The sequence below is a fragment of the Streptomyces sp. NBC_00503 genome, assembly GCF_036346895.1.
Classification (GTDB): domain Bacteria; phylum Actinomycetota; class Actinomycetes; order Streptomycetales; family Streptomycetaceae; genus Streptomyces.
The window spans coordinates 4,273,999-4,299,803 of sequence record NZ_CP107855.1 but is presented as its reverse complement, the minus strand read 5'-3'; the positions used below and the strand labels follow the sequence as shown (position 1 = coordinate 4,299,803).

The following is a 25,805-nucleotide window of genomic DNA, read 5'->3' as shown; positions in this document are numbered from 1 at the left end:
CCGGCGTCAGCCCTCCCCGATGAATCGGGTGAGGGCGGCGACGTACTCCTGGGGGTGGGTGACGTGCGGGATGTGGCCCGCGCCCTCCAGCCGCTGCCGCCGGGCCCGGGGCAGCGCCTCGGCCAGGTGGTCGAGGACGGTCCCCAGCCACGCCGGGCTCTCCGTCCCGCCGCTCAGCAGGACCGGTACCTCGCACCGCGAGAGCCCCTCCAGGTCCACCGTCGCCCAGTCGGGGTCGGACTGTTCGTCCAGGAAGGTCGGGGCGTTGTGCACGAACGTGTCGCGCGCCCGCTGAGGCAGCCGGTCCCAGGTCCCCGGGCCCATGGCGACCTCTTCCACGAACAGTCGCGCGCCCTGCTCGTACTCACCCTTCCGCAAGAGGCCGAGCACGGCCTCGATCGAGGCTCCGGCCGTCCCCATCTCCGCCAGGGCGGCCGGGTCCCCGGCCACCATCGCCATCAGCGGCGGCTCGTGGGCCGTGATCGTACGGAAGAGCTCGGGCCTGCGCGCCGCCAGCCCCAGGACGGTGGCCGCGCCGAAGGAGTTCCCGGCCACGTGCGCGGGGGCCGGGCCGAGCTCCTCGATCAGGGCCGCCAGATCGTCCTCGTCCTGCCTACGGGTCCCGGGCAGCGGCCCCGCCTCGCTCTGCCCGTGGCCACGGCGGTCGTAGCTCAGCACCCGGAAGGAGGCGCGGATGTCCGCCTCGATCGCGGGCTGCCAGGAGGTGTGGTCGTTCCACGAACCGTGGACGAGGACGAGCGGCTCGCCCTCCCCGACGACCTCGTAGTAGAGATTCGGGCCACCTGCACGGAGAAAGGGCATGCGCACTCCCTACCAACGCCCCCGACCACCGGTCAACGACCGGCGGCGGGTCACGGCGTGTCCCGCTCCAGCCAGGAGGGCCGCTCGGGCACGTCCGCGTCCCAGGCCCTCGGGGGCGGCGGCGGCTCGGCCGGAGCCTTCGGGGGCCGCGCGGACCACGGGCGCGCGGCGCGTACGGGCTCGGGTGCGGGGTCCGGTGCGGCCCAGGGGTTGGACTCGGCCGGGGGCGGCGCGCTGTCGGAGAGCTCCTCGGCGACCGTGAGGCGGCAGTGGTAGGTCTGCCACACCCCGTCCAGGACCAGCAGGAACCCGTCCCGCTCCTGGTAGAGCACCCGGCGTTTGACGTTGTACGGGTGCGCGGGCTCGTACGTCTGCGCCCGCGCCCGGAGTGCGGCGAGCGCGTCCTCCCTAGTCCCCTCGACGTGCCCGATCACCCCGACGGACCACCGATGGTCCCGGCCCATCCCAATGTTCTGCTCGGCTATCAACCCCCACCTGGCCATTACGCTGCCGCCCACCCCGCGAAGTCGGACCAGGCGGCGGTCGTCAGGGTGAGGGTCGGGCCGAGGTTCTTGGAGTCCCGGACGTGGATGGCGTGGGGGCAGGCCGCCACCTCTACGCACTGGCCGCCGCTGGCGTCGCTGTAGCTCGACCTGTGCCAGTCGTAGGCCACCTCGACGCAGTCGCCGCCGCTGGGGTTGCTGTAGCTCGACTTGAACCACCGCAAGCTGCCGCTCATTGCCGTTCTCCCGCCAACTCCTGAATTAGGCCCAGTGATTCATCCGGGCTTAGGGCCTGCGCACGGATCTTTGCATACCGCTGGCTGTACATGCTCACCTTTGCCGGGTCGCTGATCAACAGCCCCTCGTCCTGAACCTCCAGATATACGAGGCGCTCGTGCGCGGGCGTTTCGACCAGCTTCAGCGGCCCGTAGAGGCCGACGTGATCGGTCCGATCGCCTCGGTTCGGAGGCAGCACCTGGACGGTGACGTTGCGCCTCCGGGCGTATGACAGCAGGCACAGCAATTGCGCGCGCATCACCTCTTCGGTTCCAACCCTGCGGGTCAGAACCGCCTCTTCCACCACCAGCTCGATCAGCGCGACCGGATCCCGGTCGAAGAGGGACTGGCGCGCAATCCGGCCTCCGACCAGCTCCACCACCCGCAGGTCCGAGTGCGGAGGAAAGCTGCCGCTGATGAGTGCGGTCGCGTACTCCAACGTCTGGAAGATCCCGTCGATGACGAGCGGCTGGTACGAGGAAACCGCCAGGGCCGTCTTCTCCAGCTCGGCGAAGTCCTGGAACTGCGGCGGGTATCGATCCAGCCGCACCAGCTCCCGCGCCGCCTCGAAAACCCCCAGCCCGTCCCCGATCACCGCTTCCAGTCGGATCAGCATCTCGTCACTCGGCGGCTGCGCGCACGTCTCCAGGGCGCTGATGGCCGCCGCCGAGTAGCCCAGCATTTCGCCGAGTTCCTCCTGCGTCAGCCCCTCGCGCTTCCTGAACGCCCGGACCAGATGGGCCACCAGTCGGGTCGTCCCGCTCGCCGCTTCCTTGTTCGCAGACTTCGCCATGCGATCACCCTCGAACTCAACCGGACACAACCGAACTCAACCAACGGAGCCCGGGTTCCTACCGTTTGAGCGGTTGAGTTCGGGCTCTGGAAAACGGTAGACCCGCGCCACCAAGCTGGACCCATGAACACAGAAAGTCACGCCACTCCCACCTGGGTCCCCGCCGCCGGAATCTCAATGCGCAAGGCAGGAGTGCAATTTGACGCTGTACGCATGGACGGCGACGACGGCCGGAACCTCGTCGATCTGCTCATCACGCTCACGGGCGGTGACCCCGGTCCGGTCATCACACAAAGCAACGGCAGGCGGCCCGTCTACTTCCTGATCCCGCCCGGCAGCGCCGCCCACCGGTCCTGGCCGCCCGGAATGACCCGGCTCGGCTCCGGCCCGCGCCGGACCACGTACATCCCCGTCCCGGAGCTCGACGGCTCCTGGCCACTGGCCTGGCGCTGTCCACCCACCGCCGAGGACCGCTTCGTGCACGCCCTGCTCCTGCACCGGGCCGCCGGGCTCTACCAGGCGAGTTGGGAGATCTCCTCCGACACCACCGCGCACGCGTCCGCCGCCGGGTCGATGAGCGGGAAGTGACCGACCTCGTCCAGCAGGGTCAGGCCGACCATCTCCCCCGCGTGCGCGGCCGCGGCCACGTACGCCTCGGACACCTCCTCCGGGACCACGATGTCGCTGCGCCCCTGGACCACCGCCGTCGCGATGCCGGTCGGGAGCAGCGCCGCCGGATCGGCGTACGGGCGGCGTGCGCCGAAGGCAGTGGCCCCGCCCAGCAGTTGCGCCGAGGCGCCCCCGCAGACCCCCAGCTCCTCCGCCACCGTGAAGTCCGCGATCGGGGCCAGTGCCACCACGCCGCGCAGCAGCGGCGGGGAAGGCAGCCTCCAGCCGGCCGGCGAGTCGTACGGGAGCACGTGCCGGGCCGCGGCCCACAGTGCGAGGTGGCCTCCGGCCGAGTGGCCGGTCAGCACCGTGCGGCGCGGGTCCGCCTCCGGCAGGCACGCGGCGGCCAGGTCGGGCAGGGCGTCCATCGCGGCGGCCACGTCGTCGAAGGTCTCGGGCCAGCGGCCCGCCACGGGGCCCTCGGCATCCTGGTGGGGCAGGGGCAGCGATGCCCGGGACTGGCCTCTCCGGTACTCGACATTGGCGACGGCGAAACCACGGCGGGCCAGGAAGTCCACGAAGGGGGTGATGTGCTGCCGGTCGTAGGGGGCGCGCCAGGCTCCGCCGTGCAGGACGACCACCAGCGGGACGGAACGGGGGGCGCGGGTCCCCTCGCCGCGCGGGGCGTAGAAGTCGACGATCTGGTCGGGGTGTTCACCGTAGGCCGCCGTCGCGTCGGGGGCGACGGGCGGATGGGAGAAGGCCGAGGCCGCCTCGGCGGCGTCCCGTTCGACTGCGGGGTCCGTCATCGGCTCAACCTCCGGTAACGCATGGGACAAGGGGGACTGGTGTTCCGGTGTTCCGGCAGAGCGGGACCGTATCAGGCCGGAACGGGCCCCTCCGTGGCGGGCCGAGGAGATACGGCTGCGGGCGGGGCCGTAGCCCCGCCCGCATGGTGATGTGACGTTTCGCTACCGGTTCACCCGAAAATGTGACCCAGTGTGCGGGCTGCGCGCTCCGCGTCGGCGAAACCGACGTAGAGAGGGGTGAAGCCGAAGCGCAGGACGTCGGGGGCCCGGAAGTCCCCGATCACGCCCCGGGCGATGAGCTCGCGCATGATCTCCGCCGCGTTCGCGGTGCGCAGGGAGACCTGGCTGGCGCGGCTGCCGTGCTCGGTCGGGGTGACCGGCTCGACCTTGCCCGCCGGGACGTACGCCGCCACGCACTCCAGGAAGAAGTCCGTCAGCGCGAGCGACTTCGCACGGACCGCTTCGACGGAGACCCCGTCCCAGGCGTCGAGGGCGGCGTCCAGGGCGAGCATGGACAGGATGTCCGGGGTGCCGACGCGCCCCCTGCGGACGCCCTCCGCGGCCTCGTAGGACGGGGTCATCGCGAACGGGTCCGCGTGTCCGTTCCAGCCCGGCAGCGGCGAGTCGAAGGCTCCCTGGTGGCGGGCGGCGATGTACAGGAACGCGGGAGCGCCGGGGCCGCCGTTGAGGAACTTGTACGAGCAGCCGACCGCGAGGTCCACGCCGTGCGCGTCGAGGCCCACGGGCAGGGCTCCGGCCGTGTGGCACAGGTCCCAGACGATCAGCGCGCCCGCGGCGTGCGCCGCCGTGGTGAGGGCGGGCAGGTCGTGGAGGCGGCCGGTGCGGTAGTCGGCGTGGTTGAGCAGGACCACGGCGGTGTCCGCGGACATCGCCCCGGCCGCTTCGGACGGGTCCACGGGGACCACGCGCAGCCCCGTCATCCGGGCCGCGGACTCTGCGATGTAGCCGTCCGTGGGGAAGGTGGTGGCGTCCACGAGCATCTCGGTTCGGCCGGGGGCGGCGAGGCGGGCCGCGCCGACCAGGGCCTTGAAGAGGTTGACGCTGGTGGAGTCGCCGACGACGACCTGACCGGCGGCCGCGCCGATCAGGGGGGCTATCCGGTCGCCGATGCGCTCCGGGGCGTTCCACCAGTTGGCCTCGCCCTCGGTCCAGGAGCGGATGAGGCGGGTGCCCCACTGCTCGGTGGCCACCTCGGCGAGGCGCTGGGCGACCCCGGCCGGGAGGGCGCCGAGGCTGTTGCCGTCCAGGTAGACGACGCCCTCGGGCAGGGTGAAGCGCTCGCGGAGCTTGCCGAGCTCGTCGGCGGCGTCGAGCTCGGCGGCCCGCTGCGCCAGATCGGGCGCGGTCGGCTCAGGCGTGGTCGGCTCAGACATGGCTGCGCGCCGTCCACAGCTCCGGGAAGACGTTCTTCGTCGCCCGCTTCTCCAGCCAGGTCACGCCCGCCGAACCGCCGGTGCCCGTCTTGGCGCCCATCGCGCGCCGGGTGGCCACCAGGTGGTCGTTGCGCCAGCGCCAGACCAGCTCCGCGACGTCCGTGAGGACCTCGCCGAGGCGGTGCAGGTCCGGGTGGGCGTCGGGGTCCGCGTAGAGGGAGGTCCAGACGGACTCCACCTCCGGCGAGGGCTCGTAGCGCTGGGTCAGGTCGCGGTCCAGGACGGCCGCCGGGACCCCGAGGCCGCGGCGGGCCAGGAGGCGCAGGACCTCGTCGTACAGGCTGGGCTCGTGCAGGGCCTTCTCCAGCTCCCCGTGGACGCGCGGCGCGCCGCGGTGCGGGACCAGCATGGAGGCGGACTTGTCGCCGAGCAGGAACTCCATCCGGCGGTACATCGCCGACTGGAAGCCGGAGCCCTCGCCGAGGGCGGCGCGGTACGCGTTGAACTGGCCCGGGGTCAGCTGGGCGAGGGGGCGCCAGGAGGCGTTGAGGGCCTCCAGCTCGCGGAGTGAACGTTTCAGCGCGTCCATCGCGACGGGGATCCGGTCCTCGCGGAGCGCCCGCGCGGCCGTCTCCCACTCGTGGACGATCACCGTGAACCACAGCTCCATGACCTGGGTCGTGACCAGGAAGACCATCTCGCCCGGGTCGTCCGAGCGCAGGTGCTGGAGGTGGGTGAGGACGTCCGCCTGGACGTAGTCCTCGTAGGGGGTCGTGCCGGCGAAGTCGAGGTTCGGGGTGTCCGAACCGCCGTCTCCGGAGGCATCAAGGGCGTGCGACATCGCTGTCTCCTCGATACGTGCTTCCGGGTAGCGGTCCGCTCCTTCCGGTGAGGTGAGTGGAGCTCCGGTCCCCTGTCCGCATCATAAGACCGTCGTGCGGCGGGGACTCAATAGTCAGTGGGGTACGTCACATTCCGCGACCGGGCGGGCCCCGGTGGAGCCCGCCCGGTCATCCGCATGGCGGATCAGGCGCCGAGGACGTCCGCAGCGGTCTCCGAGGAGTCGCGCAGGAAGGTCGAGCAGCGCTCGTACTCCTCCTTCTCCTCGATCGCACCGGCCGCGCGGGCCAGGGCGTTCAGGGCGCGCAGGAAGCCGCGGTTCGGCTCGTGCTCCCACGGCACCGGGCCGTGGCCCTTCCAGCCGGCGCGGCGCAGCGCGTCGAGGCCGCGGTGGTAGCCCGTACGGGCGTACGCGTACGACTCGACCGTGCGGCCGGCGGCGAAGGCCTCGTCGGCGAGGAGCGCCCAGGCGAGGGAGGACGTCGGGTGCGCGGCGGCCACCTCCACGGCGGGGGTGCCGGCGGCGATGGCCTCGCGGCCCGGCTCGTCGGGCAGGTGGGTGGGGGCGGGGCCCCCGAGCAGGTTCTGGTGAATGGACATGCCCACAGTCTGGGGGATGCCGGGACCGCGAAAGGGCCCGACCCCGCCGTCCGGAGACGGCGGGGTCGGGCCCTTCGTGGCGCGACTACTTGAGCTTGGTGCCCGTGGAACGCAGGTTCGCGCACGCCTCGGTGACGCGCGCGGCCATGCCGGCCTCGGCGGCCTTGCCCCAGGTGCGGGGGTCGTACTTCGACTTGGTGCCGACCTCGCCGTCGACCTTCAGGACCGCGTCGTAGTTGCGGAACATGTGGTCCACGACCGGACGGGTGAAGGCGTACTGGGTGTCGGTGTCGAGGTTCATCTTCACGACGCCGTTCTCCAGCGCGGTGGCGATCTCCTCGGCCGTGGAGCCCGAGCCGCCGTGGAAGACGAAGTCGAACGGCGAGGACTTGCCGTACTTCTCGCCGACGCCGGCCTGGAGGTCCTTGAGGAGCTCGGGGCGCAGGACGACGTTGCCCGGCTTGTAGACGCCGTGGACGTTGCCGAAGGAGGCGGCCAGCAGGTAGCGGCCCTTCTCGCCCAGGCCGAGGGCCTCGGCGGTGCGCAGCGCGTCGTCGACGGTCGTGTACAGCTCGTCGTTGATCTCGTGGCTGACGCCGTCCTCCTCGCCACCGGTCGGGGTGATCTCGACCTCGAGGATGATCTTCGCGGCGGCGGCCTTCGCGAGCAGCTCCTGGCCGATGGCCAGGTTGTCGGCGAGGGTCTCGGCGGAGCCGTCCCACATGTGCGACTGGAACAGCGGGTTGAGGCCGCGGGCCACGCGCTCGGCGGAGATCTCGATCAGCGGGCGGACGTAGGTGTCCAGCTTGTCCTTGGGGCAGTGGTCCGTGTGCAGCGCGACGGTGATGTCGTACTTCGCGGCCACGATGTGCGCGAACTCGGCCAGGGCGGCGGCGCCGGTGACCATGTCCTTGTTGTACTGGCCACCCAGGAACTCCGCACCACCGGTGGAGATCTGGATGATGCCGTCGCTCTCGGCCTCCGCGAAGCCGCGCAGTGCAGCGTGCAGGGTCTGGGTCGAGGTCACGTTGATCGCCGGGTAGGCAAACTTGCCTGCCTTCGCCCGGTCGAGCATCTCGTTGTAGACCTCGGGGGTTGCGATGGGCATCTGTCCGCTCCTTGGATGTGCGGGAGGTGTGCTTATTGCGGGCCCTGACCTGGGGGCGACGTTGCCGTCGGGCCCATCTTTCCAGACTCCGGGGCGCACTCCACCTCGACGACGGCGGCGCGCGGGCCGAAGCGGGTGGAGTGTTTCACGTGAAACACTCCACCCGGACACAAAAGGCCAGGTCAGGACCTACTTCGGGACTCCTGGGGACCTAAGTCACCAGTTGTGCGGAAGCACCACCCGCTGTCCGAGTGCTAGGACAATCCGAGGTCGCCGAGCTGGTAGCCCGTGAGGTACGGCAGACCGGCCGCGGCGATCGCGTCGGCCGCACCGCGGTCGACGATCGTCGCGACGGCGACGACCTCGCCGCCGGCCTCGCGGACCGCCTCGACGGCGGTCAGCGGGGAACCGCCGGTGGTCGAGGTGTCCTCGACGACCAGGCAGCGCTTGCCCTTCACGTCGGTGCCCTCGATGCGGCGCTGCATGCCGTGCGCCTTCTGCGCCTTGCGGACGACGAAGGCGTCCAGCACCGCGCCGCGCGCCGCGGAGGCGTGCAGCATCGAGGTGGCGACCGGGTCGGCGCCCAGGGTCAGACCGCCGACGCAGTCGAACTCCAGGTCGGCGGTGAGGTCGAGCATGACCTGGCCGACCAGCGGAGCGGCCGTGCCGTCCAGGGTGACCCGGCGCAGGTCGATGTAGTAGTCGGCCTCACGGCCGGAGGAGAGGATCACCTTGCCGTGCACGACGGCCTTGTCCTTGATCTGCTGCAGAAGCGCATCGCGTACGTCACTCATGGGCATGAGCTTAATTGGGCGCCGGAGCCCGGCTACCCGAGGCGCCGCCAGGTCCAGGTCGTGGAGATCTCCAGCGGGTCCACCGGGGTGACCAGCTGCGGCAGGCTGTTCAGCCCGTTCGGCGGGCCGGACTGCGGTTCCACGCAGACCGCCTCGGGCTCCTCGTCGTAGACGACCACCCATTCGGAGCGGCTGGTGACCTTCAGCTCCAGCGCTCCGGGCCAGGTGAGGGTGACGTCGACCCCGTCCGGCATGCCGAAGCAGTCGTCCCACGGGCCGGGCTTGGGGTCGATGCGGATTCCGGTCGGGAGGTGGTCGGCGCCGCGCTCCTCCTGCCAGCCCGCTTCGAAGTCGATGCGGACGTCCTCGCCGCCGTTGCCGAGGTTGCGGTGGAACCAGGGGTGCCAGCCGGCCTGCGCCGGGAAGGAGTCCTCGTAGGTCTCCACGCCCATGGTCAGGGTCAGGCCGTTCTCGCCGAGCTCGAAGATCTGGGTGACGAGGCCCGCGTAGGGCCACGGGTCGGTGAGGGCGTACGTGAACGCGGCCTCGGTGGCGGTGGTGCGGGCCGGGCGCCAGGCGGCGTCGCGGCCGAAGCCGTGGATGGCGTGCGGCGGGTGGTTGAGCGGCAGTTGGTGGAGGGTCGCGCCGTCCTGGAACTGGCCGTTCCTGGTGCGCCCGCACCAGGGCACCATCGGGAAGGACCCGAAGCGGTCCCCCTGCCGCAGCAGCTCCGTCCCGTCGATGCGCAGACTGCTGATCCGGCAGCCGTTCTCCTGGTCGATGGTCACCTCGGCGCCGCCGGCGCGCAGTTGCGTACTCATGTCCCCGACCTTAGGGCGTCCTGGGCCTGAGCCGCTTCTTCATCGCTTGCGGCGAAGGGCCCGGCCCAGCAGGACGGCCGAGGCCACGGCCACCGCCGCGGCCGGGGCGATCCAGCGGAGGTTGGCGTTGGCCGCGGTCGCGGTGGGGGCGGGGACGGGGGCGTAGCGGCCGCGCGGGGGCGCATGGTCCACCTCTTCCGCGCTGCGGCCGATCATCGTGCGGCGGGCATGGGCGGCCTCGGCGGGCGGACGCGGCGGACCGCCGAGGTCCCCGAGGTCGGCGATGCCTTCGAAGGTGCCGTCCAGGAAGGGATCCAGCGAAGGGGGCGGGACCTCGGCGTCGAACACGGACGCGGTGACCTCGGTGACCTCGGGCAGGTCCGGATCCCCGGGCTCGTCCCCGACCTCCTCCTCGGACTCGGCCACCACATCGGTGACCGCCACCGCATCGGTGACCTCCCCGTCGGCGGCCTCCCCGTCGGCGACCGGCTCATCGGTGCCCGGCTCGTCCGTGCCCGCCACCGCGGCGAGGTGGGCCGCGGCCCGGTCCAGCAGGCGGTGCCCGGCGGTGGCGGAGGCCTCCGGGTCGAAGGCGGCGGCGCGGCCGTCCGCGGTCGACTCGGCGGTGAACTCCAGCCGGGTGCCGCCGTCCGCCTCGGTGAGCCGGAGCTCCAGGGAGAGCTTCACGCTCCCGCTGCCCCGCACCTCCGCGCCCCGGGCTTCGAGGGTGAAGTGGCCGGGATCCCGCTCGGTGACGGACAGGACTCCGCGGTAGGTCACGGTGTGGCCGCCGACCCGCACCTTCAGCCGGCCGGACAGCGGCCCGGCGTCGGTGTCGGCGTCCTGCTGGAGCCCCGGCACGCAGCGCGCCACCCGGGCGGGATCGCGCAGCACGGCGCGGACGTCTACGGCGGGGACCGGAACGAACACCTGATGCTCCATGCGGTCGAGCCTACCGACGAGTCAGCTCCCCGTCAGGGAGTGCTGCGGTCCGGAGAGGCCGTGTTCGCGCAGCGCCACGCACCGCGCTGTACCTACTGGTATGTACAGTGGAATCATGAACGCGTCCGAGGACCTCATCGAAAGCACCCGCGAGCTGCTGTGGGAGCGCGGTTACGTCGGCACCAGCCCCAAGGCCATCCAGCAGCGGGCCGGGGTCGGCCAGGGCAGCATGTACCACCACTTCGCCGGGAAGTCCGGCCTGGCGCTGGCCGCGATCGAGCGCACCGCCGCGGAGCTCCGCGCCAAGGCGCAGGCGCAGTTCGACGCCCCGGGCACCGCGGGCGAGCGGATCACCGCCTATCTGCGGCGCGAGCGCGACGTGTTGCGCGGCTGCCCGATCGGCCGGCTCACCCAGGACCCGGACGTCATGGCGGACCCCGTGCTGCGCGTCCCGGTCGAGGAGACCTTCGCGTGGCTGCGGTCCCGGCTGGCCGGGGTGCTGGCCGAGGGGCGCCGCACCGGCGAGTTCGGGCCCGCGCTGGACCCGGACGCCACGGCCGCGACGGTCGTCGCCGTGCTCCAGGGCGGGTACGTCCTGGCCCGCGCCGCCGAGGACGCCGAGGTCTTCGCCCAGTCCGTGGACGGACTCCTCGGACTGCTGGGCCTGTTCCAGGCACCCACCGAGTAGGAAGCAGATCCCGTGTACGCGAGCCAGTACGAGATCACCCTCCCCGCCGACTACGACATGGGGATCATCCGCAGACGCGTCGCCGACTTCGGGCACGGGCTCGACGACCGCGCCGGGCTGGGCCTCAAGGCCTACCTCGTCCGCGAACGCGGCGCCGGCGGCTCCCCGGTCAACCAGTACGCGCCCTTCTACCTGTGGAACGACCCCGGCGCGATGGGCCGCTTCCTCCTCGGCGGAGGCGGATTCCAGGGCATCGTCCGCGACTTCGGCCGCCCGGCCGTCCACCACTGGACCGGGCTTGCCGCCTTCGCCGGGCCCGCCCGCGCCGCCACGGCGCCCCGGGCGGCCTCGCGCCGCCTGACCGCCGTCCCGGCCGATGCCGACCTCACCGCGCTGGTCGAGCGGGAGACCGAGGAGCTGGAGCGGCTCGCCCGGCACCCCGGCGTGCACACCGCGGCGCTCGCGGCCGACCCGCGGAGCTGGCAGCTGCTCCGCTTCGTCCTGTGGGAGGAGGCCGTACCGGACGGCCCCGGGGACGAGGACGCCACCGAGCGGTACGAGGTGCTGCACCTGTCGGCGCCGGAGCTCGCAGCGCTCCCGGCCGGCCGCGCCTGGTAGGGCGGAAGGGATCTACGAGTACCGCGGATGCGGGAGCGTGGACGGCGGGAGCCCGAAGACCCGGCCGCGTTCCGCGTCGCGGGCGGCGTCGCCGAGGGACTGCGTGGACAGCGAGCGCAGGGCGGGCGTGTCCCGGTCCACGCGCAGCGCGGGAACCCCTTCGCGGGCGGCGAGGACGAAGCCCCAGTCCTGCGGATGCGCCTCGGGGGCGGCGCCGAGCGCCCGGTCGGGCCCCGCGGCGAATCCGGAGAGGCGGCCGCCCGCGCTGTAGGGGGCGGTGCTCAGGCCGGCCGCGCGCAGGGTGGCTTCGACGGTCCAGTACGTACGGGGCCTCGTGGCCAGCGGTCCCGCGTGCACGGCGAGCCGCCCGCCGGGGCGCAGGGCCCGCGCGGCCAGCCCGTAGAACTCCTGCGAGTACAGCTTCGTGCTGGGGGTGATCCCGGGGTCGGGCAGGTCGGAGACGATGACGTCGAAGCGGTCGCGGGCGGCGGGTCCGCGCAGCCAGCGGAAGGCGTCCTGGGTGACGACTCCGAGTCGCGGATCCTCGTACACCCGGCCGTTGAGCGCGGAGAGCATCGGGTCGGTGCGGGCGAGCCGCACGACTCCGGGGTCGAGTTCGACGACGGTGACGGAGGTGACGTCGCGGTAGCGCAGGACTTCGCGGGCGGCGAGCCCGTCGCCGCCGCCGAGGACCAGGACCCGGGAGTGCGGGCCGGTCATCGCGGGGTGCACGAGGGCTTCGTGGTAGCGGTACTCGTCGTATCCGCTGACCCGCAGGCGACCGTCGAGGAAGAGGTCGAGCGAGCGCGGGGAGCCGGTCGGGGGGCCGGTCAGGACGAGCTCCTGGACCCCGGTCTGGACGGCGACGCGGACCTCGCCGCCGTAGACGGCGCGGCGGGCCACGCGTTCGAAGTCGTCGGCCAGGACGGTGGCGCTGGCGAGGACGGCGAGGACGGTGATGTTGGCGGCGATGAGCAGCCAGCGGGCGCGGCGGCTCAGATCGCGGCGGAACAGCCACAGGACGAGCCCGGCGCCGACGGTGGCGTTGACGGTGCCGGTGACCATGGCTCCGGTGAGCTGGCCGAGGACGGGCAGGAGCAGGAAGGGGAAGGCGAGGCCGCCGACGAGGGCGCCGACGTAGTCGGCGGCGAACAGGTCGGCGACGGCGCCGCCCGCGTCCTGTCTGCGGATGCGCTGGATGAGCACCATCAGGAGCGGGATCTCGGCGCCGATGAGCACGCCGATGGCGAAGGAGAAGGCGACGAGCGCGGGCCGCGACTCCCCCAGCCAGGCGAAGCTGGCGTAGAGAGCTATGGCGGAGAGCCCGCCGAGGAGGGCGAGCGCCGCCTCGATGGCGGCGAACCCGAAGGCGGGGCGGTTGCGCAGGGCCTTGGCGAGGAGGGATCCGACGCCCATGGCGAAGACCATGACGGACAGCACGACCGACGCCTGGGTGACGGAATCGCCGATGAGGTACGAGCCCAGGGCGAGCAGCTCCAGCTCGTACACGAGCCCGCAGGCGGCACAGACGAACACGGTGGCCAGGACGAGGAACCGTCCGGTCCGGGGCCGTACGGGCAGGGGGGCCGGGAGGCGGGCCACACCGCGCGGATCCGGAGCCGGGAGGCGGCGCCACCTGGTGCGAAGCACCCCGCGCGGGGCGGAACGGTCGATCATGAAGCGAACCGTACGTCACCGCCCGCTTGCATCAAGTCACCCACATGGGTGTAAGTGGCGCACTGGTTCGGGCAGTTGGCGTAACCGCGGGACGGCTCCGCACCCCGGTGAACCCGTACGCGTGAACGTCGAACTCGGAGGCGGTTCCCGCCCGGGCGGGAACCGCCCCGCCCCGGCGGGTGTCAGCCGAACGAGTGCCCGTCAAAGGCCTGCCGGGCTCCCGTCAGATGAGCGCCGGCGCCGCCGCGGCCGCGGCGCCGACCGTGGGCACCCCCGTCGCACCCATCCGCACGCCGACGCGCGTGCGCGTCGCCACCAGCTGCCCTTCCTGCGGATAGGCGTGCCAGGTGCGCCATCGGACCTGGCCCTCGTAGCGCTGCGCGAGCATGGCGGTGAAGGCGTGCGGGTCGCCGGGGAAGGTCCCGGCGAGCCCGTTCGGGTGATCCGCGACCAGCGCGAGCAGTTCCTGCGCCCGGCCGGCGAAGGAGCCGCGCGAGAGGGTCTCGACCCGCGCGGCGAACTCGTACTCCCAGTCGCCGACCCGCTTGGCCACGCCGAGCGGCAGCGGGGTACTGCTCCCGGGCATACAGGCGACGGTCTCGGAACAGAGCACGTCCCCCTCTTCCAGGAGCACCTGATGAGAGGCCCCGAGCAGGCGCAACTCGACTTTTGCGCCCATCAGTTCGAGGTTCAGTACGGCCAGGGCGGGCAGCCGCTCCCGACCCAGGGCCCAGGCGAGGTCGGCGGCACGCGTGTCGGTATAGGTGGTCTGGAGGGTCGTGAGCATGAGTCGGCTCCGCAAACGCGCGAGGGAGATGGGCCGGGGCCCGCCAGCGGTAGTCAACGGGTGGGGGGACACCGGCACGGGTCCACAGGAAGTCCCGGGAGGTCCGGGGACTGGTCTACTCAACCGAGGGAATCATGAAAGGCACGGCACTCACAGCGTTTTTACCCAACTTGACGGGGTTTACATCCCCTCGGGGGCTCCTCAGTTCACGTGTTCAACAACATCCCGCCCGTACGCCGTAATACGCGGCGGCGGCGCCCCGAACAAGAAGACGCCTGACGGAAGTTGTCCCCGGTGGACGCTTCGCGTACACGCATCCATGCTCCCCCGTGTCAGCTGGATCCGCATCCTCCGCCGCCGCACGACGAGGAGGAGGAGCCGCAGGAGGACGAGGAACCGCACGAGGACGAGGAGGATCCGCACGAGGACGAGGACCCGCCGCCGTCCGAACCGCCCGCCCACCAGCTGTTGCTGCTGCCGCTGTACCCGCCAGAGCCGCCCGAGCCGCCGCCCGAGTACCCGGAGCGGGCCGCACGGACCACCACCACCCCGATGAGCACCACGACGACGGATACGGCCAGGCCGATCATCAACAGAACGAACGTCATGTCCGTTCACCCCCTTTGCGTTCCACCCGGTTCCCCGGGTCCGGGATCCCCTGTCGTCCCGTGTGCAGGGGGGATGCCCTGCGGGTACACGACCCAAAGCTCACTTGAGCAAGTCCAGAGCTTGCCGGAAGGATGACGCCATGAGCGCTCCCGAACGCAGCAACAGCAGCCCCGACAGCACCGCCGCCGACCGCCCGTTCCTCAACCGCAGGCTGGCGGCCTTCGGTACGACGATCTTCGCGGAGATGTCCGCGCTGGCCACCGCCACCGGATCGATCAACCTCGGCCAGGGGTTCCCCGACACCGACGGCCCCGCCGAGATCGCCGAAGCGGCGGTCCGCGCGATCCGCGACGGCAGGGGCAACCAGTACCCGCCGGGCCCCGGCGTCCCGGAGCTGCGCCGCGCCGTCGCCGCCCACCAGCAGCGCTTCTACGGCCTGTCCTACGACCCCGACACCGAGGTCCTCGTCACCGCGGGCGCCACCGAGGCCATCGCGGCCGCGCTCCTGGCCCTCCTGGAACCGGGCGACGAGGTCATCGCCCTGGAGCCGTTCTACGACTCCTACGCCGCCTGCATCGCAATGGCCGGGGCGGTGCGGGTCCCGCTCACCCTGCGCGCCCCCGATTTCCGCCTCGACGTCGACGCGCTGCGCGCCGCCGTCACCCCGCGGACCCGGCTGCTGCTGCTGAACACCCCCCACAACCCGACGGGCACCGTGCTCACGCCCGCCGAACTCTCCGCGATCGCCGAGCTGGCCGTCTCCCGGGACCTGCTGGTCATCACGGACGAGGTCTACGAGCACCTGGTCTTCGAGGGCTCCCACACCCCGCTGGCGGGCCTGCCGGGCATGCGGGACCGTACGGTGACGATCTCCTCCAGCGGCAAGACCTTCTCCTTCACCGGCTGGAAGGTCGGCTGGGTGACCGGGACCCCGGAACTGGTCACGGCGGTGCGCTCCGCCAAGCAGTTCCTGACCTACGTCTCCTCGGGGCCCTTCCAGTACGCCATCGCCGAGGCGCTGGCCCTGCCGGACTCGTACTACGAGGCCTTCCGCGCGGACCTGGCCGCCAAGCGCGACCTCCTCGCCGACGGCCTCGCGGCGGCCGGCTTCGAGGTGTTCCGGCCGCAGGGCACGTACTTCATCACCACCGACATCACCCCGCTCGGGGAGCGCGACGGCCTGGCCTTCTGCCGGGCCCTGCCGGAGCGGTGCGGGGTCGTGGCCATCCCGAACCAGGTGTTCTACGACGACAAGTCGGCGGGAGCCACCCAGGTGCGCTGGGCCTTCTGCAAGAAGACCGAGGTGCTGGAGGAGGCCGTGGCCCGGCTGCGACGCCTCTGAAGGCCCTGAGGGCCCTGAGGGCCCTGAGGGCCCTGAGGGCCCGGACGGCCCTGAGGGCCCGGACGGCCCCGAGGGCTACGCCGGCAGGTCGAAGTCGAACCAGATGCGGTGGGTGCCGTCCTCGTCGACGCGCAGGCCGCCCGTGCCCGTGATGCCCTTCAGGGCCCGCGTGCCACTGGCCGGGACGATCGCGAAGTGCTCGGCGCTGCGGTCGGGGCCGCCGTCCGTGGTGGCCCCGTGGACGAAGTTGAAGGCACCCTCACGGCCCGCGAGGGTGCCCTCGAAGGACTCCATTGCCACGTAGCTGCCGACGCCCGCCTCCTGGTCGAAGGCGGCGGTGAAGAGCGTGGCCGAGCGGCCCGAGAGGGACTCGCCCTCGTAGTGTTTCTCCATCGTCGCCACACCGACCGGGAGCCCGGTCTCCACCGGGGGCTCCGGGGTCAGCGGGGCCGGAGTGAAACTGACGACCTTGAAGGTGCCCGAAGCTCTCATCATCATGGGGCGAGCGTAAACGCGTCCCACGCAGGACGAGGCAGCACGAGGCAGAACGCAGCAGCACGAAGCAGGCCGAGGCAGGACGAGGGAAGTCGGGGATACATGTCCATGGCCACGGCCACGGCCACCGCATCGCGCACCGTACGCACCCAGACCCCCACCGCCCTCCTCGCGCTCGGGGTCTTCGCCGCCCTGCGCGGGGCCGGGGTGCTGGTGGTCGCCGCCGTGGCCTGGTGGACCGGACGCAGCCCCGTGAAGGTGCTCGGGGAGTCCTGGGACTCGGTCTGGTACCTGCGGATCGCCGAGCACGGCTACGGGCGCACCCAGATGTACCCCGGCATCGGCTCGCTCCAGAGCGACTCGGCCTTCTTCCCGCTCTACCCCGTCCTCATCCGCTGCGCCTCCCTCGTGCTGCCGGGCTCCCTGACCACCGCCGCGCTCGTGGTCGCCTGGATCGCGGCCGGGGCGGCGGCCGTCGGGGTGTACCGGGTCGGGGAACACCTCCTCGGGCCCCGCGGCGGACTGCTGCTCGTCGCACTGTGGGCCGTGCTGCCGCACTCCCTCATGCTCACCCTCGCCTACACCGAGCCCCTGCTGGCCGCCTTCGCGGCCTGGGCCCTGTACGCGCTGCTGCGGGGCCGGTGGGGCTGGGCCGCGGGGCTGGCCGTGCTCGCCGGGCTGACCCGGCCCACCGGGGCCGCGGTCGCCGCCGCCGTGGTGGTGAGTGCCGGGTACGAGATCCTCGTACGCCGGGGCCGTGCTCCGGCGGTGTGGGCCGCCGCGCTGGCCGCGCCCGCGGGCTGGGCCTCGTACGTCCTGCTCGTCGGCGCCCGCCGGGACGACCTCCTCGGCGGCTACTTCGCCGTCCAGAGCGGCTGGGGCTCGCGCTTCGACTTCGGCGCGGCGGCGCTGCGCTCCGCCTGGAACGCCGTGTCCGGCGGGCACACGGAGCTCGCCACCACGGTGACGGCGGTCCTGCTGGTGGCGGCGCTGCTGCTCGCGGCCCGGCTCGTACGGGACCGGACGGCCCCGCTGCCGCTGCTCGTGTACACCGGCGTGCTGCTGCTGATGACCTACGGCGGGGCCGGCTTCTTCGAGTCGAAGCCGCGCTTCCTGCTGCCCGCGTTCCCGCTGCTGCTGCCGGCGGCGGCCCTCATGGCGAAAGCCCGGCCGCGCACCGCGGTCGTGGTGACCGGGGTGCTGGCCGGGCTCTCGTACGCATACGGGCCGTACCTGCTGCTCGTATCCGGGGTGGCGCCGTGAGGGACGGCTGAGACCTAGTTGGTCTCGCTGTCGCCCTCGTCGTCGTCGCCCTTGTCGGCGGAGTCGACCTCGGCCTCCAGGCCGAGCTGCTCGACGAGCCACTTGTCGAACTCGATCGACGCACGGACCCAGCTGACCGTGGAGGACACGAAGTGCTCCAGGTTCACGCCGGTGCCGATCAGCATCTGCGCCTCACCGATCAGACGGACGGAGCCGTCGTCGTGGGTGTGGCTGTAGACCTTCGGCCACAGGGTGCGGCGGTTCCAGTCGTCGATCGACTCGAGGAGCTGCGGCTTCTCGTCGATCTTGTGGGGGCGGTCGTAGAAGGTCCGCACGGAGAAGACCTGCTGGTCGTCCTCGCCGCGGAACATGAAGTACGTGCGGAACTCCTCCCACGGCGCCGCGAGGTCACCCTCGTCGTCGACGACGTACTTGAGCTCCATCTGCTCCAGAAGCTGCTTGACCAGATCCTGGTCGGGGACGACGGGGCCCGCCGGTCCTGTGGCCTGCGGATCGGGCTGCTGCCCTCCGAAGTTCGGAATCGAGGCCGGGTCGATGCTCACCGTGTACTTCCCTTCGTGCGGATGCGGCCATCCTCCCTCATCCCGCCCGCCTCATGTCCACCCCCGCACGTACGATCCGCTCCGGGCGGACAGGAGTAGGGCCGCCGTAAGGGGGATGGGTGTCTATTCACAGGCCTTTGCGTGTACTCGCGGTGTCGGCGCCCGCCGCGGCGCTGGTGATCGGCCTCGGCGGAGCGATCTGGCTGTGGACGGCACCGGGCGACCGGGGCGACGCCGGGAAGGGCCCCGAGGGCAGCCACGAGGTCACCTGCGCCCAGGCGATGGAGTTCGCCGGGGGGAACCTGCCCGCGGGGGTCCACGACGAGAAGTGCTGGCGGGTCGACTCGCCGCACTCCACCGTGACCGGATCGTTCCGCTTCGACCGGTCCGGGTTGGACGCCTGGCTGGCCAGCGCCTTCCCCCAGGCGCCGGAGTACGCGCGGGACGACCGTCCCGCGATCTGTCCGAAGCCGGGGCCGGGGTTCGACCCGGAGGGCGGGGACCGGTGCCTCGGAGTCGACCGCCCCGACGCCGTGCCGGGCCGCGCCCCGAAGGTGCGGATCAGTGTCGAGCAGCAGACGGGGTACGACGTCCGGATCCGGTTCGTCGCCTACGACGGGTGAGGGCCGTACGGGGCCCCTGGCCACGGCGGCAGTGCCGCGGCCCGGGCCCCGTACGGCCCTCGGCGTGCCTCAGAGCGCCTTGCCGACCAGCAGGTCGTCGCCCGCGAGGGAGACGCGGACGGTGTCGCCGTCCTTGACCTCGCCCGAGAGGATCTCGCGGGCCAGGCGGTCGCCGATCGCCGTCTGGATCAGGCGGCGCAGCGGGCGGGCTCCGTACGCCGGGTCGTTGCCCTTGTCCGCCAGCCAGGCCAGGGCCTCGGGCGTGACGTCCAGGGTCAGGCGGCGCTCGGCCAGCCGCTTGGCGAGGCGGCCGATCTGGAGCTCGGCGATGTGGGCCAGCTCGGCCCCGCTCAGGGCCGAGAAGACCACCAGGTCGTCGAGGCGGTTGAGGAACTCCGGCTTGAAGGAGGCCCGCACCACGTCCAGGACCCGGGCCTTCTTGTCCTCCGGGGAGGTGGTCGGGTCGACCAGGAACTGCGACCCCAGGTTCGAGGTCAGGATCAGGATGGTGTTGCGGAAGTCCACGGTGCGGCCCTGGCCGTCCGTGAGGCGCCCGTCGTCGAGGACCTGGAGCAGGATGTCGAAGACCTCGGGATGGGCCTTCTCCACCTCGTCCAGGAGGACCACGGAGTACGGGCGGCGGCGGACGGCCTCGGTGAGCTGGCCGCCCTCCTCGTAGCCCACGTACCCGGGCGGGGCGCCGACCAGGCGGGCCACGCTGTGCTTCTCGGAGTACTCCGACATGTCGATGCGGACCATCGCCCGCTCGTCGTCGAAGAGGAAGTCCGCAAGCGCCTTGGCCAGCTCCGTCTTGCCCACGCCCGTGGGGCCCAGGAAGAGGAACGAGCCGGTCGGGCGGTCCGGGTCGGCGATACCGGCCCGGGTGCGGCGCACGGCGTCCGAGACGGCCCGTACGGCCTCGCCCTGGCCGATCAGGCGCCGTCCCAGCTCCTCCTCCATGCGCAGCAGCTTCTCGGTCTCGCCCTGGAGCAGCCGGCCGGCCGGGATGCCCGTCCAGGCAGCGACCACGTCGGCGATGTCGTCCGGGCCGACCTCGTCCTTGACCATGGCGTCTTTGGAATGTCCGGTCTTCGCGGCGGACCCCGCCGAAGCGGCCTCCTCCTCGGTGGCTTCCGCGAGCTCGTGCTCCAGGGCCGGGATCTCCCCGTAGAGCAGCTTGGAGGCGGTGTCGAAGTCTCCGTCGCGCTGGGCCCGCTCGGCCTGGCCGCGCAGGTCGTCCAGGCGCTCCTTGAGCTCGCCGACCCGGTTGAGGGACTGCTTCTCCTTCTCCCAGCGGGCGGTCAGGCCCCGCAGGTCCTCCTCCTTGTCCGCGAGGTCCTTGCGGATCTTGTCGAGACGCTCGCGGGAGGCGGGGTCCGACTCGTTGTTCAGGGCCAGCTCCTCCATCCGGAGGCGGTCGACCGAGCGCTGGAGCTCGTCGATCTCCAGCGGGGAGGAGTCGATCTCCATGCGGAGCCGGGACATGGACTCGTCGACGAGGTCGATGGCCTTGTCGGGCAGGAAGCGGGAGGTGATGTACCGGTCGGAGAGGGTGGCCGCGGCCACCAGTGCGCTGTCGTTGATGACGACCTTGTGGTGGGCCTCGTAGCGGCCCTTGAGCCCGCGCAGGATCGCGATGGTGTCCTCGACGCTCGGCTCGGCGACCAGCACCTGCTGGAAGCGCCGCTCCAGCGCCGCGTCCTTCTCGATCCGCTCGCGGTACTCGTCGAGGGTGGTCGCGCCGACCATGCGCAGCTCGCCGCGGGCCAGCATGGGCTTGAGCATGTTGCCCGCGTCCATGGCGGAGTCCCCGCCGGCGCCCGCTCCGACGACCGTGTGCAGCTCGTCGATGAAGGTGATGATCTGGCCGTCGCTGGACTTGATCTCCGCGAGGACGGTCTTGAGCCGCTCCTCGAACTCGCCGCGGTACTTGGCGCCGGCGACCATCGCGCCGAGGTCGAGGGAGACGAGCCGCTTGTTCTTCAGGGACTCCGGAACGTCGCCCTTGACGATGCGCTGGGCCAGGCCCTCGACGACGGCGGTCTTGCCGACGCCGGGCTCGCCGATGAGCACCGGGTTGTTCTTGGTGCGGCGCGAAAGGACCTGGACGACGCGCCGGATCTCGTGGTCGCGGCCGATGACCGGGTCGAGCTTGCCCTCGCGGGCCGCCGCCGTGAAGTCGGTGCCGAACTTCTCCAGGGCCTTGTACTGGCCCTCGGGGTCGGGGGAGGTCACCCGCCGCCCTCCTCTTGAGGTCTCGAATGCGGACAGCAGTTTCTTCGCGGTCGCGCCCTGGGCGGCGAGGAGCTCGCCGGCCGCGCCGCCCTTGGCGGCGATGGCGATGAGCAGGTGTTCGGTGGAGAGGTACTCGTCGCCGAGCTTGCCGGCCTGCGCGTCCGCCTCGGCCAGTACGGCGAGCAGCTCGCGCGTGGGCTGCGGGGGCGCGACCGTGGAACCGGTGACGCTGGGCAGGGCGGCCAGCAGCCGGTCCGCTCCGGCGCGCACGGCGGCCTGGTCGGCGTCGGTGGCGGCCAGCAGGTCGGTGACGTTCTCGTTGTCCTCGCCGGCGAGGAGCGCCAGCAGCAGGTGGGCGGGCGTCAGGTCCGCGTGCCCGTCCTTGACGGCCCTGCTCGTGGCCGCGTTCAGCGCGTCCCGGCTCTTGTTGGTCAGCTCGGCATCCACTTGCGGCTGCTCCTCTCCGTACGGTTAACAAGAACAACCTGCACAAAGTTGAGTCTATTCCACTCAAGGTGGCCCGTGCACCTTGCGCCGGACCCTTCGCCGTACCCTCGCACCATGTCTCACGAGGTACTCAACCCGACGCCGGAATACCTCGCCTTCTGGCGGGAGCGGCACGTCTGCACGCTGACCACCCCGCGCCCCGACGGCAGCCCGCACGTGGTGCCCGTGGGCGTGACCTACGACCCGGAGGCCGGGCTGGCACGGGTGATCAGCAACAAGAACAGCAAGAAGATCCGCAACGTCCTGGCGGCACAGGGGCGCGCGGACGCACCGGACGGCCCCCGGGCGGCGGTCTGCCAGATGGAGGGACGCCGCTGGGCGACCCTGGAGGGCCGCGCGGTGATCCGTACGGACGAGGCCTCCGTCGCGGAGGCGGTGCGCCGCTACGCGGAGCGCTACGGGCGCATGCCCTCGCCGAACCCGGACCGGGTGGTCATGGAGATCACCCTGGACCGGGCCATGGGTCGGGCGTAGGGCGCCGGGCGTAGTCGCGCAGGGCGCAGTCGCGCAGGTCGGGCCGGGCTCGAGGCGGGCGCGGGCCGGGTGCGAGGCCGTTCGGTATTTGTCCGGTTCAACTACTGGACAGGCACATCACAACGGCGCCATCGTGGTCAGGTCCACGATGGCGCCGCTGTGTGGGGGGTAGCGCCTGAGCGATCTGTGACGACGGGGGAATCGCGTCAGGCACTGCGGGGGGTGGCGGTGGTTTCGGGCTCGAAGAGCTGGTGATCACGTTGATCCAGGTTGACGAAGACCATGCCGTACCGGACCTCGCAGCGCACGGGCTGCGGCGCACCTCGGGGACGGCGCAGGCAGCGGTAGGCGCGGACGTCCTCGTCCTCCTCGCGCACCACGACGATCGGCTGGCCGAAGAGGGTGACCTTCAATGAATCGCCGGCGTACGGAATTGCGCTGGTCAGGTCGATGAACTGCCAGCCCGATCGGTACGCGGAAGCCATTTCGCGACGGAAGCCGCGGTCGTCGGGGGTCATCAGGCGACCCGCGTCGGCATGGAGTCCCAACTGATGTCCCCCGCCTGAGCCGCATTGAGGGGCGTCGAGTCCCAGCTGATGTCTGACTTGCCCACTCCGTTGACAGCACTGGCTGCCGCAAAGACCGTAGCGACGGAGAAAACAACGGCAAGCGCCGAGCGAAGCATTCTCTTGTACATGGTCGGCTTCGTCCTCACTTGATGGAATCCTCTCCCCCGCGTGTCAGACGATGGCTCATTCAGGCACGTCAGTGCCACAGGGACGATGCATCATGTTCTTACATGTTCAGGACCCTGGGGGGTGGAGATTTGCCTAATAACGACACGAACCCGACACATCCCCACCCGGTCACATGTATGTGTGCCGAGGGAACGCGGCTGTACGCCGCCGCGCTGAGCAATGGTCGCGTACCGCGCAGTGAGGTCGGAAACGCCCCCTGCCTGCTCGAATTCGGGCTGCTGCGACCCGACCCGGATGACGCGAATCAGCTCCGCGCGGTTCCACCCTCGGTCGCACTCGCACAAAGGCTCCACCCGCTCGAACAGGAGATCCAGGAGCGTCGCCGCAGCGCCGTGGATCTCACAGACGCATTCGAGCCGTTCCTCGCCATCAGCGCCCGGTCCCCCGCGGACAGCCACGCCATCACCCCCCTCGACGGCCTGGAACAGATCAACGCGGCGCTCGACCTGGCCACCGCCGAATGCCACACCGAGGTCCTGACCGTCCAGCCGGGCGGGGCCCGGCCCCCCTTCGCCCTCTCCGAGGCCCTGGAGCGCGGCACCGCCCTGACCAACCGCGGGGTGAGCATCCGCACCCTGTACCAGCACACCGCGCGGCACAGCCAGGGCACGCTCGCCTACGCGGACCGCATCGCCACGGGCAAGGTCGAGATCCGCACCCTGGAGGAGCTCATCGAGCGCCTCATCATCTTCGACCGCACCGTCGCCTTCATCCCGGCCGGCGCCGGCCGCGGCCTCGCCCTGGAGCTGCGCCACCCCGGGCTCGTCCAGTACCTCATCAAGGTCTTCGAGCAGCTGTGGCGCCGCGCCGTGCCCCTGGACGACGAGGTGACCTACGAGCACACCCCGGCCGGCATCTCCGGCGTGCAGCGCTCCATCGCCCAGCTCCTCATCGAGGGGCACGTGGACGAGGCCATCGCGCGCCGCCTGGGGATGAACGTACGGACCTGCCGCGCGCACATCGCCAAGCTGGCCTCCGCCCTGGGCAGCGGCAGCCGCGCCCAACTCGGCTTCCTCATCGCCCAGTCGGGCATCCTCAAGGACCCGCCGTAGCCCCTGGGGGCCCCGGCGCGTCCCGCGCGCCCTGCGCGCCCCGAGGGGCCCCCGGACGCCGGGAAGGCCCCGATCCGATGGATCGGGGCCTTCCCGGGCTCTGGACGTCAGCCCTGCGGCCGCTTCGGCGCCGGGCGCCAGACGACCAGGGCGTTGCCCGGGACCGGCGGCTGGTACGGGACCAGGTCGCGGCGGTACGAGGCGTGCACCTGGGCCTCGCGCTGCTGGAGGACGGCGGCGGCGCCGTCGACGGCACTGGAGAGCTCGGCCACGCGCTGCTGGAGCGCGGCGACCTGGTTCTCCAGTTCGATGATGCGCTTGATGCCGGCCAGGTTGATGCCCTCGTCCTGGGACAGCGCCTGCACCGTACGGAGCAGCTCGATGTCACGGGCCGAGTAGCGCCGGCCGCGCCCGGCCGTACGGTCCGGGGAGACCAGGCCGAGGCGGTCGTACTGGCGCAGGGTCTGCGGATGCAGGCCCGAGAGCTGGGCGGCCACCGAGATCACGTAGACCGGGGTCTCGTCGGTGAGCTGGTAATACCCCTTACCCGTACGAGCCTGGCTGCGGCGACCGTCCATGTCATGCTCCCTTCGCGGACTCGAACAGCGCGGAGCGCGGGTCCTCGGACTCCATCGCGTCGCGGTACAACTCCAAGGCCTCGCGGGCCTTGTCGTTCAGCTCGGTCGGGACCGCTACCTCCACCGTGACGAGCAGGTCGCCGCGGGTGCCGTCCTTGCGGACCGCTCCCTTGCCGCGGGCCCGCATCGTACGGCCGTTGGGGGTGCCCGGCGGCAGCTTCAGCGTCACCGAGGGGCCGTTCAAGGTCGGGACCTTGATGTCGGCGCCCAGGGCCGCCTCCGCGAACGACACCGGGACGGTCACCGTGAGGTTGTCGTCCTTGCGGCCGAAGACCGGGTGGCCGTCCACGTGCACGACCACGTACAGGTCGCCGGACGGGCCGCCGCGCTCGCCCGGAGCACCCTTGCCGCGCAGCCGGATCCGCTGGGAGTCGGAGACTCCCGCCGGGATCCGGACCTGCATGGTCTTGGAGCTGCGGGCCCGGCCGCTGCCCTTGCAGACGTCACAGGGGGTCTCGGCGATGAGGCCGCGGCCCTTGCAGTCCGCACAGGGGTCGGTCAGCGAGAAACCGCCGCCGCTGCCCCGGGAGACCTGGCCGGTGCCGACGCAGGTCGGGCACACGCGGGGCGTGCCGTTCTTGTCGCCGGTGCCCGAACAGGCCTTGCAGGGCGCCTGCGAGGACATCCGGAGCGGGACCGTGGCCCCGTCCACCGCCTCCGTGAAGGAGAGGGTGACCTCCGATTCGATGTCCTGGCCGCGGCGCGGCTGGGTACGGGTCCCGGCGCCGGGACCGGCGCCGCCGCGGTTGAACAGGCCGCCGAAGACGTCGCCCAGACCGCCGCCGAAGCCGCCGCCCGCGCCGCCGCCCTGCTGCTGGCCTCCGAAGAGGTCACCGAGGTCGAAGTTGAACTGGCCGCCGGCCCCGCCCGGGCCGGGGCGGAAGCCCCCGCTGCCGAACAGGGCCCGGGCCTCGTCGTACTCCTTGCGCTTCTTGGGGTCCCCGAGGATGTCGTTCGCCTCGGAGATCTCCTTGAAGCGCTCCTCGGCCGAGGAGTCGCCCTTGTTGGCGTCCGGGTGGAACTCGCGGGCGAGCTTCCGGTACGCCTTCTTGATCTCGGCCTCGGTGGCGTCCTTCGGGACACCGAGGACCTTGTAGTAGTCCTTCTCGACGAAGTCCTTCGTGCTCATCCCCGGTGTCCCTCCTCTCGTACTGCTACTGCGATA

At 71.8% G+C, this 25,805-nt stretch carries 29 protein-coding genes; 8 read left to right on the top strand and 21 right to left on the bottom strand.

What is annotated here, in order from left to right:
- Window positions 1-6 precede the first annotated feature (6 nt).
- From OG490_RS20160 to OG490_RS20145, 4 genes are read right to left on the bottom strand one after another with little or no spacing between them, the layout of a single operon-like run.
- A complete protein-coding gene (locus OG490_RS20160; RefSeq protein WP_330297689.1) occupies window positions 7-822 on the bottom strand; it encodes an alpha/beta fold hydrolase in 816 nt (271 codons plus the stop codon).
- Between the two features lie 50 nt (window positions 823-872).
- Window positions 873-1,286: a hypothetical protein gene (locus OG490_RS20155; RefSeq protein ID WP_443065844.1), complete on the bottom strand. Its 414-nt coding sequence runs from the start codon at window positions 1,284-1,286 to the stop codon at window positions 873-875.
- Between the two features lie 38 nt (window positions 1,287-1,324).
- Complete coding sequence (locus OG490_RS20150; RefSeq protein WP_330297688.1) at window positions 1,325-1,561, bottom strand: DUF397 domain-containing protein; 237 nt, start codon at window positions 1,559-1,561, stop codon at window positions 1,325-1,327.
- Entirely contained in the window at window positions 1,558-2,394 is an 837-nt protein-coding gene (locus OG490_RS20145; RefSeq protein ID WP_330297687.1) for a helix-turn-helix domain-containing protein, read from the bottom strand. Before OG490_RS20145 ends, OG490_RS20150 begins: the two co-directional genes overlap by 4 nt.
- Before the next feature lie 213 nt (window positions 2,395-2,607).
- On the opposite strand from OG490_RS20145, the gene OG490_RS20140 reads away from it, so the two are divergent.
- Window positions 2,608-2,982 carry a hypothetical protein gene (locus OG490_RS20140; protein WP_330297686.1) on the top strand — a complete coding sequence of 125 codons (375 nt, stop codon included), beginning with the start codon at window positions 2,608-2,610 and terminating at the stop codon, window positions 2,980-2,982.
- Here OG490_RS20140 and OG490_RS20135 read toward each other — a convergent pair.
- The 8 genes from OG490_RS20135 to OG490_RS20100 form a co-directional block, all read right to left on the bottom strand.
- The gene (locus OG490_RS20135) at window positions 2,907-3,812 is read right to left on the bottom strand and encodes an alpha/beta hydrolase (RefSeq protein WP_330297685.1); all 906 of its coding nucleotides are present in this window, start codon (window positions 3,810-3,812) and stop codon (window positions 2,907-2,909) included. The two genes, OG490_RS20140 and OG490_RS20135, sit on opposite strands and share 76 nt — an antisense overlap.
- A 170-nt stretch (window positions 3,813-3,982) precedes the next feature.
- Complete coding sequence (kynU, locus tag OG490_RS20130; RefSeq protein WP_330297684.1) at window positions 3,983-5,206, bottom strand: kynureninase; 1,224 nt, start codon at window positions 5,204-5,206, stop codon at window positions 3,983-3,985.
- Window positions 5,199-6,047, bottom strand: coding sequence for a tryptophan 2,3-dioxygenase (locus OG490_RS20125; protein WP_330297683.1), 849 nt, complete (start codon window positions 6,045-6,047; stop codon window positions 5,199-5,201). Before OG490_RS20125 ends, kynU begins: the two co-directional genes overlap by 8 nt.
- A 185-nt stretch (window positions 6,048-6,232) precedes the next feature.
- Window positions 6,233-6,646, bottom strand: coding sequence for a DUF3151 domain-containing protein (locus tag OG490_RS20120; RefSeq protein WP_215028014.1), 414 nt, complete (start codon window positions 6,644-6,646; stop codon window positions 6,233-6,235).
- 85 nt (window positions 6,647-6,731) lie between these two features.
- Window positions 6,732-7,754, bottom strand: a complete 1,023-nt coding sequence (gene fbaA, locus OG490_RS20115; RefSeq protein ID WP_112446238.1) for a class II fructose-bisphosphate aldolase — start codon at window positions 7,752-7,754, stop codon at window positions 6,732-6,734.
- A gap of 254 nt (window positions 7,755-8,008) precedes the next feature.
- Complete coding sequence (gene pyrE, locus OG490_RS20110) at window positions 8,009-8,548, bottom strand: orotate phosphoribosyltransferase (protein ID WP_330297682.1); 540 nt, start codon at window positions 8,546-8,548, stop codon at window positions 8,009-8,011.
- 32 nt (window positions 8,549-8,580) lie between these two features.
- The gene (locus OG490_RS20105) at window positions 8,581-9,369 is read right to left on the bottom strand and encodes an aldose epimerase family protein (protein ID WP_330297681.1); all 789 of its coding nucleotides are present in this window, start codon (window positions 9,367-9,369) and stop codon (window positions 8,581-8,583) included.
- Window positions 9,370-9,408: 39 nt separating this feature from the next.
- A complete protein-coding gene (locus OG490_RS20100; protein ID WP_330297680.1) occupies window positions 9,409-10,311 on the bottom strand; it encodes an SRPBCC family protein in 903 nt (300 codons plus the stop codon).
- 115 nt (window positions 10,312-10,426) lie between these two features.
- Between OG490_RS20100 and OG490_RS20095 the strand changes: the two genes are divergently transcribed.
- Both OG490_RS20095 and OG490_RS20090 read left to right on the top strand, forming a co-directional pair.
- Window positions 10,427-10,999: a TetR/AcrR family transcriptional regulator gene (locus OG490_RS20095; protein WP_330297679.1), complete on the top strand. Its 573-nt coding sequence runs from the start codon at window positions 10,427-10,429 to the stop codon at window positions 10,997-10,999.
- A 12-nt stretch (window positions 11,000-11,011) separates the two neighbouring features.
- Window positions 11,012-11,617 carry a DUF4865 family protein gene (locus OG490_RS20090; protein ID WP_330297678.1) on the top strand — a complete coding sequence of 202 codons (606 nt, stop codon included), beginning with the start codon at window positions 11,012-11,014 and terminating at the stop codon, window positions 11,615-11,617.
- A gap of 12 nt (window positions 11,618-11,629) precedes the next feature.
- Here OG490_RS20090 and OG490_RS20085 read toward each other — a convergent pair whose 3' ends face one another.
- From OG490_RS20085 to OG490_RS20075, 3 genes are all read right to left on the bottom strand, one after another.
- A complete protein-coding gene (locus tag OG490_RS20085; protein ID WP_330297677.1) occupies window positions 11,630-13,294 on the bottom strand; it encodes a polyamine aminopropyltransferase in 1,665 nt (554 codons plus the stop codon).
- 223 nt (window positions 13,295-13,517) lie between these two features.
- Window positions 13,518-14,081, bottom strand: a complete 564-nt coding sequence (locus OG490_RS20080) for a DUF2617 family protein (protein ID WP_330297676.1) — start codon at window positions 14,079-14,081, stop codon at window positions 13,518-13,520.
- Between the two features lie 332 nt (window positions 14,082-14,413).
- The gene (locus OG490_RS20075; protein WP_330297675.1) at window positions 14,414-14,689 is read right to left on the bottom strand and encodes a hypothetical protein; all 276 of its coding nucleotides are present in this window, start codon (window positions 14,687-14,689) and stop codon (window positions 14,414-14,416) included.
- Between the two features lie 140 nt (window positions 14,690-14,829).
- Between OG490_RS20075 and OG490_RS20070 the strand changes: the two genes are divergently transcribed.
- Complete coding sequence (locus OG490_RS20070; RefSeq protein WP_330297674.1) at window positions 14,830-16,032, top strand: pyridoxal phosphate-dependent aminotransferase; 1,203 nt, start codon at window positions 14,830-14,832, stop codon at window positions 16,030-16,032.
- Window positions 16,033-16,107: 75 nt separating this feature from the next.
- Here the strand turns inward: OG490_RS20070 and OG490_RS20065 are convergent, their stop codons facing one another.
- A complete protein-coding gene (locus tag OG490_RS20065; RefSeq protein ID WP_330300986.1) occupies window positions 16,108-16,524 on the bottom strand; it encodes a DUF3224 domain-containing protein in 417 nt (138 codons plus the stop codon).
- Window positions 16,525-16,635: 111 nt separating this feature from the next.
- On the opposite strand from OG490_RS20065, the gene OG490_RS20060 reads away from it, so the two are divergent.
- Window positions 16,636-17,790, top strand: a complete 1,155-nt coding sequence (locus OG490_RS20060; RefSeq protein WP_330297673.1) for a mannosyltransferase family protein — start codon at window positions 16,636-16,638, stop codon at window positions 17,788-17,790.
- 14 nt (window positions 17,791-17,804) lie between these two features.
- On the opposite strand, the gene OG490_RS20055 is transcribed toward OG490_RS20060, so the two are convergent.
- The gene (locus OG490_RS20055) at window positions 17,805-18,353 is read right to left on the bottom strand and encodes a YbjN domain-containing protein (protein ID WP_330297672.1); all 549 of its coding nucleotides are present in this window, start codon (window positions 18,351-18,353) and stop codon (window positions 17,805-17,807) included.
- Between the two features lie 137 nt (window positions 18,354-18,490).
- Here OG490_RS20055 and OG490_RS20050 point away from each other — a divergent pair, with 137 nt between their 5' ends.
- Entirely contained in the window at window positions 18,491-18,976 is a 486-nt protein-coding gene (locus tag OG490_RS20050) for a hypothetical protein (protein ID WP_330297671.1), read from the top strand.
- A gap of 69 nt (window positions 18,977-19,045) precedes the next feature.
- On the opposite strand, the gene clpB is transcribed toward OG490_RS20050, so the two are convergent.
- The gene (gene clpB / locus OG490_RS20045) at window positions 19,046-21,658 is read right to left on the bottom strand and encodes an ATP-dependent chaperone ClpB (protein ID WP_330297670.1); all 2,613 of its coding nucleotides are present in this window, start codon (window positions 21,656-21,658) and stop codon (window positions 19,046-19,048) included.
- Between the two features lie 114 nt (window positions 21,659-21,772).
- Between clpB and OG490_RS20040 the strand changes: the two genes are divergently transcribed.
- The gene (locus OG490_RS20040) at window positions 21,773-22,192 is read left to right on the top strand and encodes a pyridoxamine 5'-phosphate oxidase family protein (protein WP_330297669.1); all 420 of its coding nucleotides are present in this window, start codon (window positions 21,773-21,775) and stop codon (window positions 22,190-22,192) included.
- Between the two features lie 206 nt (window positions 22,193-22,398).
- Here OG490_RS20040 and OG490_RS20035 read toward each other — a convergent pair whose 3' ends face one another.
- On the bottom strand, window positions 22,399-22,710 hold the full coding sequence (locus tag OG490_RS20035) for a (2Fe-2S)-binding protein (protein WP_330297668.1): 312 nt from the start codon (window positions 22,708-22,710) through the stop codon (window positions 22,399-22,401).
- A gap of 281 nt (window positions 22,711-22,991) precedes the next feature.
- On the opposite strand from OG490_RS20035, the gene OG490_RS20030 reads away from it, so the two are divergent.
- A complete protein-coding gene (locus OG490_RS20030) occupies window positions 22,992-24,002 on the top strand; it encodes a helix-turn-helix transcriptional regulator (RefSeq protein ID WP_330297667.1) in 1,011 nt (336 codons plus the stop codon).
- Window positions 24,003-24,109: 107 nt separating this feature from the next.
- Here the strand turns inward: OG490_RS20030 and OG490_RS20025 are convergent, their stop codons facing one another.
- Window positions 24,110-24,580 (bottom strand): heat shock protein transcriptional repressor HspR, encoded by a 471-nt coding sequence (locus OG490_RS20025; protein ID WP_330297666.1) that lies wholly within the window; start codon window positions 24,578-24,580, stop codon window positions 24,110-24,112.
- Between the two features lies 1 nt (window position 24,581).
- Window positions 24,582-25,769, bottom strand: coding sequence for a molecular chaperone DnaJ (dnaJ, locus tag OG490_RS20020; protein WP_330297665.1), 1,188 nt, complete (start codon window positions 25,767-25,769; stop codon window positions 24,582-24,584).
- Between the last annotated feature and the right edge of the window lie 36 nt (window positions 25,770-25,805).